Origin of the sequence: Flagellimonas alvinocaridis, assembly GCF_965248585.1 — a bacterium.
Lineage (GTDB): Bacteria > Bacteroidota > Bacteroidia > Flavobacteriales > Flavobacteriaceae > Flagellimonas > Flagellimonas alvinocaridis.
This window is the reverse complement of sequence record NZ_OZ252111.1, coordinates 1,828,161-1,839,917: the sequence shown is the minus strand read 5'-3', so window position 1 is coordinate 1,839,917 and position 11,757 is coordinate 1,828,161. Positions and strand designations below refer to the sequence as shown.

Here is an 11,757-nt window from a genome sequence, read left to right as displayed (position 1 = left end):
AGATTTCTTAATACGTTCCAAATGACATAAAAAAATTAATGTAGATGAAGTTGGTGATAATCGATTACGGCGCAGGAAATATCCAGAGCATAAAGTTTGCCATACAACGCTTGGGTTTTGAGGCGGTCTTGAGCCATGATGCCGAAGAAATCAAGCAAGCGGACAAGGTTATCTTCCCTGGCGTGGGAGAGGCCAGTTCGGCCATGGCCAAGCTTCGGGACACTGGTTTGGACAAGCTCATTCCCACACTGAAGCAACCTGTTTTAGGCATATGTCTTGGTATGCAGCTCATGTGCAGCTCCTCAGAAGAAGGAAATACAACGGGCTTGGGTATTTTTGACCTGGACGTGGTTAAGTTTCCCAATACCGTAAAAGTACCCCAAATTGGATGGAACCAGATTACGGAACTCCAATCGGATTTGTTCAAGGGAGTACCTGAAGAATCCTATATCTATCTGGTGCACAGTTTTTATGCCCCAAAGGGTGAGGATACCATTGCAGAATCCGATTACGCATTGCCCTACAGTGCTGCATTACAGAAAGATAATTTTTATGGGGTGCAATTCCACCCGGAAAAGAGCAGTGAGGTGGGCAGTACCATTTTGGAGAACTTTTTAACGGTGATTTGATCATGGAGTACTATATCTCATCGGACAAGGAAAAATTGGATGTCCCCAGAATCCACCAAGAGGTGAAATCTACCTATTGGGGTGGCTATAGAACCCCGGAAATGACCCAAAAGACCATTGATACCTGCCTGTGTTTTGGGGTATACACCAACGATGGTGAACAAGTGGGTTTTGCCCGTATACTGACTGACAAAGTGGTTTTTGCGTACCTTATGGATGTCATCATTTTTGAACCACACAAAGGAAAGGGATTGGGTAAAAAACTGGTGAGTACTATCTTGGAACACCCGGATATCAAAGCGGTTCTCACCGTTGGATTGAAGACCATGGACGCCCATGGACTTTATGAACCATTGGGATTTAAAAAAATAGGGGACTCCACCATGTGGATGGCCATGGACAACGCTAAATACGATTACGAATGAGACTGATTCCAGCTATAGATATTATTGAAGGGAAATGTGTTCGCCTTTCCAAAGGGGATTACAACACCAAGAAAATTTACAATGAAGACCCCGTGGAAGTGGCCAAGGAGTTTGAGGCCCATGGAATTCAAAACCTCCATTTGGTGGATTTGGATGGAGCGAAATCCAAGCATATCGTCAACCACAAGGTGTTGGAAAGCATTGCTTCCAAAACCAGCCTAAAGATTGACTTTGGGGGTGGCCTAAAGACCGATGAAGACCTGCACATCGCTTTTGAAAGTGGCGCCCATCAAATAACAGGAGGGAGCATTGCTGTTAAGAATTCGGACGTTTTTTTGGGGTGGTTGGAGAATTATGGCCACCGCAAGATCATTCTTGGGGCCGATGCCCAAGATGAAAAAGTGGCGGTTTCGGGCTGGCAGGAGGAATCCGATCAAGAATTGGTTCCTTTTATCCAGTCTTACCAAAAGAAGGGAATCCGATATGTGATTTGCACAGACATTGGCAAAGACGGCATGTTGGAAGGGCCTTCTTTTGAACTCTATAAAAAAATCATCTCCAAGACCATGAAACATGAGACTGTGGTCTCAGGAAGCGGTGTGGAAGACAAAGAGGTAATCGGCATCAACCTTATTGCCAGTGGTGGTATTTCAACTTTTGACGAACTGCCCAAACTAGCCGAAATGGGCTGCGAGGGCACCATTATTGGCAAGGCCATCTATGAAAACCGAATCAGTTTAAAGCAATTGGAAGCTTATATTCTTCAAAATGGATAAGGAAAAACAACTTCAGGAAGAACTCATCTGGAATATAGGCTATCGCATGGACGAAAGCCTACGCATGATCAAAATCTGTCTGGACCAACTTTCGGAATCCGATATCTGGAACAAGCCTAATGCATCGGCCAACAGCATAGGAAACCTTATCCTACACCTTTGTGGCAACATTACCCAATATGGGATTGCCTCCATCCAGAATTTGGAGGATACCCGTGCACGTGATGAGGAGTTTTCTGTTTCTTCCGGGTTCACCAAGGCCGAGCTTATACAAAAGCTCAGTGATACCATTGATGAGGCCAAGAGGGCCTTTTATGAAGCTCCCTTGGAAGAATTGTTGCGAAAAAGAGCGGTGCAAGGATTCCAATTTTCTGGGGTGGGCAATATCATTCACGTTGCGGAGCATTTATCCTATCATACCGGGCAGATAGCCCTATGGACCAAATTGTTGAAGGATACCGATTTGGGGTTCTATAAAAATGTAGACTTGAATATTAAAAATGAATAACGTTTAGACCCATATGCTTACAAAACGTATCATACCCTGTTTGGACATCAAGGACGGAAGAACCGTAAAGGGCGTCAATTTTGTGGACTTGCGTGATGCAGGGGACCCTGTGGAACTGGCGGCCATCTACGCCCAAGAAGGAGCCGATGAGTTGGTGTTCTTGGATATTTCGGCCACCGAGGAGAAACGAAAGACCTTGGCGGAGTTGGTGTACCACGTTGCCGAAACCATCAACATTCCCTTTACCGTAGGTGGGGGCATCTCATCGGTTGAGGATGTGGATATCCTTCTAAAAAATGGTGCGGATAAGGTCTCCATCAATTCTTCGGCGGTGAAACGGCCTGAGCTGATCAATGAACTGGTGGCCAAATTTGGTTCCCAATGTATTGTAGTGGCCATAGACGCCAAACAAATTAATGGACAGTGGATAGTTCACTTGGTTGGCGGCAAAGTCCCCACGGAAATGGACCTTTTTGAATGGGCCAAGGAAGTGGAACAACGCGGTGCGGGGGAAATCCTGTTCACCTCCATGGACCACGATGGCACCAAAAATGGCTTTGCCAATGAGGCGCTGGCCAAATTATCCGAGTTGGTGAACATTCCCATCATTGCCTCGGGTGGAGCCGGGACCATTCCCCACTTTGCGGATACGTTTAAAGATGGAAAAGCGGATGCCGCTTTGGCCGCGAGCGTATTTCACTTTAAGGAAATTGAAATAAAGGATTTAAAGAACGAACTGAAGGAAGAAGGAATTCCTGTAAGAACTTAGGATATGAAAATAGATTTCACCAAAAACCCCGATGGGCTGATACCCGCCATCATCCAAGACGCAAACACCAAGAATGTCCTCATGTTGGGCTATATGGACCAAGAAGCCTTTGATACCACCCAAAAGACCCAAAAGGTGACTTTTTTTAGCCGTAGCAAGCAACGTTTATGGACCAAGGGGGAGGAAAGTGGTAATTTTTTGGAATTGGTCGATATAAAAAGTGATTGCGACAACGACACTCTATTGGTGTCCGTCAATCCTGTAGGGCCTACTTGTCACAAAGGAACCGATACCTGCTGGGCCGAGGAAAATACCCAAACCTATGGTTTTCTATCTACTTTGGAGCAAATCATCACCTCCAGAAAGAACGACCAGGAAAATCAGGATAGCTATGTGGCCTCCCTATTTCGAAAAGGCATCAACAAGATTGCCCAAAAGGTGGGTGAGGAAGCTGTGGAAACTGTGATCGAGGCCAAGGATAATGATGAAGAACTATTTTTGAATGAAAGTGCCGATTTGCTCTTCCACTATTTGATTCTGCTTCAGGCCAAGGGATATACCTTGGAGGATATTGTACATACCCTCCAAAAAAGGCATAAGTAAGCCATAGCGTTAAGTTTTCTTTAAACGCTGAGCCATTAGATCAAAATGAGTTAATTTTATGTAATGGCTATGAATACAAGAAAAGGGTTTCGTTTTACCACCTACGAAGCGCCGGACCAAACCCCGTTCGAAAAACTCTTTGAGATTTTTCAGGAACTCATTACACATACTTCAGGTGATGTGGAAGAGGCTTTGGACTGGCTCCGGGAGTTGGACAAGGAGTACGAACTTACCGATGACGACTATACCATTGACGACTTTATAGAGGACCTCAAGGCAAAAGGCTATATCCGCGAGGAATTTGATACGGATAATCCCGAAGGGGGGCAAGGCGAGGAAGGTGATGAAGAAGGACCTGGAGGCGGTATCTTGTCCATCACCGCCAAGTTGGAGCGTATGTTGCGCCAGCGGGCCTTAGATCAAATCTTCGGAAAACTCAAGCGCAGTGGTGCCGGGAACCATAGAACCGGAAAATCAGGCAGAGGCGATGAGCATACGGGAGAATTTCGGGAATATCGTTTTGGGGATGCCCTGGAACATATTTCCATGACCGAAAGTCTTAAAAATGCCCAAGTAAACCATGGACTCGACAGCTTCTCGTTGAATGAGGATGACCTTGTGGTGGAAGACACCCAGCATAAGGCCCAGATGAGTACGGTCTTGATGATCGATATCAGCCATAGTATGATCCTCTACGGTGAAGACCGGATTACCCCGGCCAAAAAAGTGGCCATGGCCCTGGCGGAATTGATTACCACTAGATATCCCAAAGACACCTTGGATATTTTGGTCTTTGGAAACGATGCTTGGCCCATTCCCATCAAGGATCTTCCCTACCTAAAGGTAGGGCCATACCATACCAATACCGTAGCCGGTCTACAGTTGGCCATGGACATGCTCCGAAGAAAACGGAATACCAACAAACAGATTTTCATGATCACAGATGGAAAACCTTCCTGTCTGAGACTCCCCAATGGTGATTATTACAAAAACAGTGTTGGGCTGGACGACTATATTGTGGAAAAGTGCTATGCCATGGCCCAACAGGCCCGAAAGCTCCATATTCCCATAACCACATTCATGATTGCCCAAGACCCTTATTTGATGCAGTTTGTGAGGGAGTTTACCAAAGCCAACAAGGGGAAAGCATTTTATACAGGTCTAAAAGGTCTGGGTGAAATGATTTTTGAGGATTACGAACAAAACCGAAAAAGACGAATCAAAGGATAACGATTTATATGAAATTAGATCATACCAAAATAAAGACCCTCGGGGAATTGAAAGCCGCAGGGTACCAAAGTAAGAGTATCAAAGATGAGCTACGTACCAACCTGCTGGGGAAAATTGCCAGTGGCGAGGACACTTTTCAAGGGGTATGGGGTTATGAAAACTCCGTAATCCCTGAATTGGAACGGGCCATATTGTCACGGCACAACATCAATCTATTGGGATTGCGTGGTCAGGCCAAAACCCGCTTGGCCCGATTGATGGTACAGCTTTTGGATGAGTGGATGCCCGTTGTGGCCGGTTCTGAAGTGCATGACGATCCCTTGCAGCCCATTTCCAGGTATGCCACGGAACTGATCAAGGAAAAAGGGGATAAAACCCCGATTGAATGGATTCATCGGGATGAACGTTTCTATGAGAAGTTAGCCACGCCAGATGTTACCGTTGCAGACCTCATTGGTGATGTAGATCCCATAAAAGCGGCCAACCTCAAGCTTTCTTATGCAGATGACCGGGTAATCCATTTTGGGATGATTCCACGGGCCAATCGATGTATTTTTGTCATCAATGAGTTGCCCGATCTACAGGCAAGGATTCAAGTGGCACTTTTCAATATCCTTCAAGAAGGAGATATCCAGATCAGAGGATTCAAACTACGCCTTCCTTTGGACCTACAATTTGTTTTTACCGCCAATCCAGAGGATTATACCAATAGGGGTAGTATTGTAACCCCACTGAAAGATAGGATAGGGTCCCAGATTTTGACCCATTATCCGGAAACTATTGAAATCGCCAAGAAAATCACCCAGCAAGAAGCTAAGTTGGATGAGCGACAATCTGAGGGTGTCTATGTTCCGGAAATCGCTATGGATGTACTGGAACAAATCAGCTTTGAGGCCAGAAACAGCGAATACGTGGATACCAAAAGTGGAGTAAGTGCCCGTATGAGCATTACCGCTTTTGAAAATTTATTGAGTACCGCGGAACGTAGGGCCATTAAATCTGGAGATGAAAAGACTACCGTTCGTCTGAGTGATTTTATGGGCGTGATTCCGTCCATCACAGGAAAAATAGAACTGGTTTATGAAGGGGAACAGGAAGGAGCCGGTTTTGTAGCCGAAACCTTGGTTGAAGAAGCCATAAAATCCATATTTCCCAATTATTTCCCAAAGATTGACAAGCTACAGCGAAAAGATGCCGAAACGGAATACGATGAGCTTATCCATTGGTTCTTTGAAGGTGAAGGCTTTGACCTTCTAGATGAGGATTCCGATGAGGAATATAAATCTAAATTAGATTCAGTAGCTCCATTGCGGGCTCTTTTAAAAGAATATCAACCCGATATTTTAAAAGAAGACTCCTATTTTATGAAAGAATTGTTACTCTGGGGCTTAGTGGCCCATAAAAAATTGAGCAAGCACCGTTTTACCCAAGGGTATCAATTCAAAGATCTTTACGGAAGTTACATTAGGGGGTTGTAAAACAGAAACTATTTCCAAATATCGAATTGCTCATTGTAGCTTTCAACATTATAGGGGCCTACATATTGTTTTCTATACCTAAACAGTGTAATGGTAAGTATAATGAGCAGACAGTACAGTGTCAATGTGAGAACGGCCACTGGTTTAAACGTCTCGGGGACTATCCGCTCTACAAACTCTGGAAATAAAATAAAAGCCTGGACACTATCATAGATTTTAAAAATATATACGATCATGATAACGTAAAGGGCGAACTCCGTATTCCGCAATTTGGAACTGTGCGGTGCCGTTTTCCCTATTCCATACCATAAAAAATATAAGTAGACCAAGTGGACCAAACTCAATATTGGAAATATATAGTTGTCTGGTTTTGAAAAATAAAATTGATTGGTGTAAACACCATAAAAGTTTAGAATATCCAATGCTATCAGTACCATCAAACTAATGATGATGCCTATTTTGCAAGGTAGGATTTTGTCGTAATGTTTCATTTACGTCCAGAGATTTGGGATCACTCAAAAACTTTAAAAAAACGGGAGGCCTTTGGCTTTATTTTAAATTAATCGACGAACCGTAAATAATGTTGGCAAGGCATAAGATATTGATGTGAACTCCCAGTTTTTATTAATCAATTCCCTCTATTTACTATCATGAATACTACTACTCGACCCTTAATGCCGTGTAGTTGACTTGTCTGTATTTTTTGTATTTTGGAGCAAATGATTTAGTATGCAAAATTGGCTCTACATAGTGTTTACTCTACTTGGAGTGTACCTTTTGTTAAGCATACTATTGTATTATTTACAGGACTATTTTCTTTTCAAACCAGAAAAACTGCCCAAAGATTTTCAGTTTTATTACGATAATCAAGAAATTGAGGAGTATAATGTTGAGACAAGGGACGGAGCAACCATTAATGGACTTCGGTTTAAATCAAGAGATCCCAAAGGTGTAGTTTTCTATCTAAAAGGAAACTCCAGAAGTATTAAAGGATGGGGCAAGTTTGCCGTGGACTTTACCCGTCATGGGTATGATGTGATTATGGTGGACTATCGTGGTTTCGGGAAGAGTACGGGACGACGTACCCAAAAAGCCATCAAGCGTGATATGCAGGTGGTGTACAATAAAATCAAGGAAAAGGTGCCTGAAAAATACATTATTCTCTATGGACGCTCCATGGGTTCGGGTTTTGCGGCCAAACTGGCCTCCATGAACTCTCCGCGAATGCTCATTCTGGATGCTCCCTACTACAGTTTAAGCAAGGTGGCTAAAAAATTTATCCCGTTTATGCCACTCTCCCTCTTGATAAAGTTTCCCATGCCCACATACAAATGGTTGAAGTACGTTAACTGTCCCATACATATCATACATGGGACCGACGATAGACTCATTCCCTATAAAACCAGTGTCAAGCTATCTAAAATAAAACCGGAATTATCAAAATTATATACCGTAATAGGAGGAGGGCACAAAGACCTTAACAACTTTGAATCATACCACAGCATGTTGGAGGAAATCATAACCAGCCGCCCCACTAAGGTAAATTTGGAAGGTTCCAGCATCAATGTCAAACACTCTTCAAAGCGCGCCAATGCCAAAGCTTAAGCGTTTCGGTATTTTAGTAGCGTCTATCTTGATACTGCTCTCGATTATGCTCTATTCATTTCAGGAAAAACTCATTTTTTTGCCCACCAAGCTATCCGAGAACCATCTCTATGAATTCAATGCCAATTTTAATGAAATCTTCCTTGATGCCAAAGATGGAGCACGTTTGAACGCCCTTCATTTTTATTCGGAAAACCCTAAAGGATTGATTTTATATTTTCATGGGAATGCTGGCGATTTGTCACGCTGGGGTGAAATCGTATTACCCTTTGTTGACTTGGATTATGATGTTTTGGTGATGGATTATCGCAATTATGGCAAAAGCACAGGCAAACTTAGTGAACAGGCACTCTATCAAGATGCCCAACTGTTCTATACCTATGCCAAGGAAAAATATGAAGAAAACAATATTATTGTTTATGGAAGATCATTGGGAACGGGCATTGCAAGTCAGTTGACTTCCAAAAACCGACCCCAAAAACTTATTTTGGAAACTCCTTTTTATAGTCTTTCAGAAATAGCCCAAGAACGTTTTCCATTTTTACCGGTTTCCTATCTATTGCGCTATAAGATTCCGTCATATCAATTTTTGAAGAAGGTAGATTGCCCCATTCGTATCTTCCATGGTACCGACGATAGAGTAGTTCCCTATAAATCTGGCAAAAAATTGTTTGATTCCATTCAGAATGAAGACAAAAAAATATACACCATTCCCAATGGAAACCATAATAATCTTATAGATTTTAAGGAATACCGAAACGCAGTTGAGATGGAACTAAAATAATCTCAATCAAATAAATCCGAAGAAAGGTAACGATCCCCTCTATCACAAACAATGGATACAATAGTGCCTCTTTCAAGGGTTTCGGCCAATCGAATCGCTGCCGCAGCGGCTCCACCACTGCTCATCCCTGCAAAAATCCCTTCTTCCTTGGCCAAGCGTTTGGCCATTTCAGTAGCTTCTGTCTCACTGACCTCCAATACAGTATCCACTTTTTTGGGATTGAATATCTTGGGAAGATAAGCTTCGGGCCATTTGCGAATGCCCGGAATTTTGGAATCATCGGTAGGCTGCACACCCACAATCTGAACCTTGGAATCCTGTTCCTTCAAATAGGTAGAGGTTCCCATAATAGTTCCTGTGGTACCCATACTGGATACAAAATGGGTGATTTCGCCATGGGTGTCCTTCCAAATTTCCGGTCCAGTGGTTTGGTAATGGGCCATCCAGTTGTCGTTATTGGCAAACTGGTTGAGCATAACATACCCTTCATCCCTGACCTTGGCCTCTGCATAGTCTCGGGCACCTTCAATCCCCACATCTGTTGGTGTCAAAGTTACCTTGGCTCCATAAGCGCGCATGGTCTGTACGCGCTCCTTGGTGGAGTTTTCGGGCATTACCAACTCAATATCAAGCCCATAAATTCCCGCAATCATGGCCAAAGCAATACCTGTATTTCCACTAGTGGCCTCAATTAGCTTTGAAGACGATGAAAAATCCCCTCGCTCCAATCCGCTCTTGATCATATTATAGGCAGGTCGGTCCTTAACACTTCCACCAGGGTTGTTTCCTTCCAGTTTAAAAAGTAATTTCACATTGGGATTGGGATTCAACACCTTGGATTCTACCATAGGCGTGTTCCCTATAAGGTCCAGAATAGTTTTAGACATTGCTTGGAGCAGTTTTTATTTTGATTTCGGGCGTATGAAATACTGTTGAATTCGGTGGAACAGAAGACGTTAGCCATGCATTACCCCCAATTACCGAATTCTCCCCAATCACAGTGTTCCCACCTAAAATGGTGGCATTGGCATAAATGGTGACATTGGACATAATGGTAGGGTGCCTTTTGGTCTTTTGCAGACTTTTGGCCACATAAAGGGCCCCCAGGGTTACCCCTTGATAAATTTTCACATGGTCATGAATCACAGCAGTTTCCCCTATGACCACACCAGTGGCATGATCAATAAAGAATGATTTTCCTATCTGTGCACCCGGATTGATGTCCACTCCCGTTTGTCTATGGGCATATTCAGTCATAAGTCTCGGCACCAAAGGAAAACCTTGAATATACAGTTCATGGGCCAAACGGTATATGGCAATGGCGTAAAAGCCGGGATAGGCCATATAGATTTCCTGAATGGACAATGAGGCTGGGTCACAATCCAAAATGGCCTCGGCATCCAAGTTGAGTTTTTCCAAAACCTCTGGTAATCGGGACACATAATTGTCCCACACTTTGGTGCATGGCTTTTGCAATTCCCAACAGGCCATATCTGCCAAATGCTGAAACTTTTCCTCCAAAACATCAAGATTCTCGGCTACGGGTGTATTTACATCAAAGAGGGTATAGAAAAGTGTATTGGTAAATTCCTCTGTTTCTTCTTTTAGTCTATAGTCTAAATAGGGTTGTTTCTTGTGCCTATTCAGTTCTGCGATGATTTTCTCCTTGTCCATGCTTTAAAAGTTGTCCTAAAATTAGCCAAAACCTAACCATCCACTTATAGAAATGTATAACTTTAGCTTAAAAATAACACATCCTAAAAAGAAGTCGTGAATAATTCCATTATCTCCAAAGAAGCTTTTGACATATTAAAAGTACTTGCCAAAAACAACAATAAAGAGTGGTTTGAAAAGAATAAATCCGTTTTCAAAAAACATGAATCGGAGGTTAAATCCTTTTTTGAAAGCGTTAAGGAACGACTGAGTCAACACGACGATATCGAGAAAATGAAAATGTTCCGGATTTATAGGGATGTACGTTTTTCCAAGGACAAAACCCCATATAAAACCCACTTTGCAGGGTCGTTTTCACGACTGGGCGCACATCTAAGAGGAGGATATTACATTCATTTACAGCCGGGAAATTCTCTGCTGGCCACCGGCTTTTGGGCACCCAATAAAGAAGACCTTTTTCGCATACGAAAAGAATTGGAAATGGATGCGTCCGATTTTAGGAAGGTCATCAGTGACCCCGATTTCAAAAAAATCTGGGGAGAACTTCAAGGCGATGCCGTAAAAACAGCGCCAAAAGGTTTCGACAAGGACCACCCGGATATTGGCCTCATCAAAAACAAACAGTATGTCTTTGTGCGGAATTTTACAGACCAAGAGGTGCTATCCCCAAATTTTATAGAGGACGTGGACAAGTCGTACCGGGCTATTCGACCTTATTTTGATTTGATGAGCGATATCCTTACCACCAATCTCAATGGAGAATCAATGCTGCAATAGCGCTTCACTTTCCAAAAGTTGTACTTGGTCCTTCAGCCGTTCAATGACCATATTCATCATCCGCTTGTTCAGGGCAGAGGAGTTTTTAATGTATGTTTGGTACTCTTCAACCGTAAATTGCCCAATGACCATGCCCTTGAGCGAATTTCGAAACTTGATGTCCTTTTGGATGGCCCGCTCAATATATTCCATCTTTTTCTCTAAAGGAAGGTCATGGAAAACCCCTTTGTGTTTGGCAATGTAATTCTTGAAAGCTTCTACCAACAAAAGGTTTTGGAGTTTAATGACAGGGCGTAAAGTCTGGTTCTGAAAACGTTCTTCCGCACTCATTTGGTTGTTGAAATAAGACTGTAGAATTTCGGGGCGGAGGTCCAAAAGACTCTTAGATCGTGAATCCATGGCTATTAGTTTCAATAAAGTTACACAATCGTCCACCTAGCATTTTTGGTAAAGCTGATAGTTGTTAACGATGTTATGAACATGCATTGCAAAGTTTATT

At 43.0% G+C, this 11,757-nt stretch carries 15 protein-coding genes; 11 read left to right on the top strand and 4 right to left on the bottom strand.

The window, feature by feature from the left end:
- Positions 1–44 precede the first annotated feature (44 nt).
- The 8 genes from hisH (at position 45) to ACP14V_RS08435 (ending at position 6,418) form a co-directional block, all read left to right on the top strand.
- The gene (gene hisH / locus ACP14V_RS08470) at positions 45–629 is read left to right on the top strand and encodes an imidazole glycerol phosphate synthase subunit HisH (RefSeq protein ID WP_272610168.1); all 585 of its coding nucleotides are present in this window, start codon (positions 45–47) and stop codon (positions 627–629) included.
- Positions 630–631: 2 nt separating this feature from the next.
- Positions 632–1,054 carry a GNAT family N-acetyltransferase gene (locus tag ACP14V_RS08465; protein ID WP_272610167.1) on the top strand — a complete coding sequence of 141 codons (423 nt, stop codon included), beginning with the start codon at positions 632–634 and terminating at the stop codon, positions 1,052–1,054.
- Positions 1,051–1,830, top strand: a complete 780-nt coding sequence (locus ACP14V_RS08460; protein WP_272610166.1) for a 1-(5-phosphoribosyl)-5-[(5-phosphoribosylamino)methylideneamino] imidazole-4-carboxamide isomerase — start codon at positions 1,051–1,053, stop codon at positions 1,828–1,830. The genes ACP14V_RS08465 and ACP14V_RS08460 overlap by 4 nt, the downstream gene beginning before the upstream one ends.
- Positions 1,823–2,338: a DinB family protein gene (locus tag ACP14V_RS08455; RefSeq protein WP_272610165.1), complete on the top strand. Its 516-nt coding sequence runs from the start codon at positions 1,823–1,825 to the stop codon at positions 2,336–2,338. The genes ACP14V_RS08460 and ACP14V_RS08455 overlap by 8 nt, the downstream gene beginning before the upstream one ends.
- 13 nt (positions 2,339–2,351) lie before the next feature.
- Complete coding sequence (gene hisF, locus ACP14V_RS08450) at positions 2,352–3,107, top strand: imidazole glycerol phosphate synthase subunit HisF (RefSeq protein ID WP_272610164.1); 756 nt, start codon at positions 2,352–2,354, stop codon at positions 3,105–3,107.
- Between the two features lie 3 nt (positions 3,108–3,110).
- Positions 3,111–3,710 (top strand): bifunctional phosphoribosyl-AMP cyclohydrolase/phosphoribosyl-ATP diphosphatase HisIE, encoded by a 600-nt coding sequence (gene hisIE / locus ACP14V_RS08445; protein ID WP_272610163.1) that lies wholly within the window; start codon positions 3,111–3,113, stop codon positions 3,708–3,710.
- Between the two features lie 63 nt (positions 3,711–3,773).
- Entirely contained in the window at positions 3,774–4,940 is a 1,167-nt protein-coding gene (locus ACP14V_RS08440) for a vWA domain-containing protein (RefSeq protein ID WP_272610162.1), read from the top strand.
- Positions 4,941–4,948: 8 nt separating this feature from the next.
- On the top strand, positions 4,949–6,418 hold the full coding sequence (locus ACP14V_RS08435; RefSeq protein ID WP_272610161.1) for a magnesium chelatase: 1,470 nt from the start codon (positions 4,949–4,951) through the stop codon (positions 6,416–6,418).
- 8 nt (positions 6,419–6,426) lie between these two features.
- On the opposite strand, the gene ACP14V_RS08430 is transcribed toward ACP14V_RS08435, so the two are convergent.
- Positions 6,427–6,909, bottom strand: a complete 483-nt coding sequence (locus ACP14V_RS08430; RefSeq protein ID WP_272610160.1) for a hypothetical protein — start codon at positions 6,907–6,909, stop codon at positions 6,427–6,429.
- A 238-nt stretch (positions 6,910–7,147) separates the two neighbouring features.
- Between ACP14V_RS08430 and ACP14V_RS08425 the strand changes: the two genes are divergently transcribed.
- Both ACP14V_RS08425 and ACP14V_RS08420 read left to right on the top strand, forming a co-directional pair.
- Complete coding sequence (locus ACP14V_RS08425) at positions 7,148–8,023, top strand: alpha/beta fold hydrolase (RefSeq protein ID WP_272610159.1); 876 nt, start codon at positions 7,148–7,150, stop codon at positions 8,021–8,023.
- Positions 8,010–8,807 (top strand): alpha/beta hydrolase, encoded by a 798-nt coding sequence (locus tag ACP14V_RS08420; RefSeq protein WP_272610158.1) that lies wholly within the window; start codon positions 8,010–8,012, stop codon positions 8,805–8,807. Before ACP14V_RS08425 ends, ACP14V_RS08420 begins: the two co-directional genes overlap by 14 nt.
- A gap of 2 nt (positions 8,808–8,809) precedes the next feature.
- On the opposite strand, the gene cysM is transcribed toward ACP14V_RS08420, so the two are convergent.
- Both cysM and epsC read right to left on the bottom strand, forming a co-directional pair.
- A complete protein-coding gene (gene cysM, locus ACP14V_RS08415) occupies positions 8,810–9,694 on the bottom strand; it encodes a cysteine synthase CysM (RefSeq protein WP_272610157.1) in 885 nt (294 codons plus the stop codon).
- Positions 9,687–10,481 carry a serine O-acetyltransferase EpsC gene (gene epsC, locus ACP14V_RS08410; protein ID WP_136567206.1) on the bottom strand — a complete coding sequence of 265 codons (795 nt, stop codon included), beginning with the start codon at positions 10,479–10,481 and terminating at the stop codon, positions 9,687–9,689. The genes cysM and epsC overlap by 8 nt, the downstream gene beginning before the upstream one ends.
- 96 nt (positions 10,482–10,577) lie before the next feature.
- On the opposite strand from epsC, the gene ACP14V_RS08405 reads away from it, so the two are divergent.
- On the top strand, positions 10,578–11,258 hold the full coding sequence (locus ACP14V_RS08405) for a DUF2461 domain-containing protein (protein WP_272610156.1): 681 nt from the start codon (positions 10,578–10,580) through the stop codon (positions 11,256–11,258).
- Here ACP14V_RS08405 and ACP14V_RS08400 read toward each other — a convergent pair.
- Positions 11,244–11,657: a glyoxalase gene (locus ACP14V_RS08400; protein WP_272610155.1), complete on the bottom strand. Its 414-nt coding sequence runs from the start codon at positions 11,655–11,657 to the stop codon at positions 11,244–11,246. The two genes, ACP14V_RS08405 and ACP14V_RS08400, sit on opposite strands and share 15 nt — an antisense overlap.
- Positions 11,658–11,757 lie beyond the last annotated feature (100 nt).

Coding starts and splice junctions, on each gene's coding strand:
- hisH (WP_272610168.1), top strand. CDS start 45: ATGAAGTTGGTGATAATCGATTACGGCGCAGGAAATATCCAGAGCATA.
- ACP14V_RS08430 (WP_272610160.1), bottom strand. CDS start 6,909: ATGAAACATTACGACAAAATCCTACCTTGCAAAATAGGCATCATCATT.
- ACP14V_RS08400 (WP_272610155.1), bottom strand. CDS start 11,657: ATGGATTCACGATCTAAGAGTCTTTTGGACCTCCGCCCCGAAATTCTA.
- hisF (WP_272610164.1), top strand. CDS start 2,352: ATGCTTACAAAACGTATCATACCCTGTTTGGACATCAAGGACGGAAGA.
- ACP14V_RS08425 (WP_272610159.1), top strand. CDS start 7,148: ATGCAAAATTGGCTCTACATAGTGTTTACTCTACTTGGAGTGTACCTT.
- hisIE (WP_272610163.1), top strand. CDS start 3,111: ATGAAAATAGATTTCACCAAAAACCCCGATGGGCTGATACCCGCCATC.
- ACP14V_RS08455 (WP_272610165.1), top strand. CDS start 1,823: ATGGATAAGGAAAAACAACTTCAGGAAGAACTCATCTGGAATATAGGC.
- ACP14V_RS08440 (WP_272610162.1), top strand. CDS start 3,774: ATGGCTATGAATACAAGAAAAGGGTTTCGTTTTACCACCTACGAAGCG.
- ACP14V_RS08465 (WP_272610167.1), top strand. CDS start 632: ATGGAGTACTATATCTCATCGGACAAGGAAAAATTGGATGTCCCCAGA.
- cysM (WP_272610157.1), bottom strand. CDS start 9,694: ATGTCTAAAACTATTCTGGACCTTATAGGGAACACGCCTATGGTAGAA.
- ACP14V_RS08420 (WP_272610158.1), top strand. CDS start 8,010: ATGCCAAAGCTTAAGCGTTTCGGTATTTTAGTAGCGTCTATCTTGATA.
- ACP14V_RS08460 (WP_272610166.1), top strand. CDS start 1,051: ATGAGACTGATTCCAGCTATAGATATTATTGAAGGGAAATGTGTTCGC.
- ACP14V_RS08435 (WP_272610161.1), top strand. CDS start 4,949: ATGAAATTAGATCATACCAAAATAAAGACCCTCGGGGAATTGAAAGCC.
- epsC (WP_136567206.1), bottom strand. CDS start 10,481: ATGGACAAGGAGAAAATCATCGCAGAACTGAATAGGCACAAGAAACAA.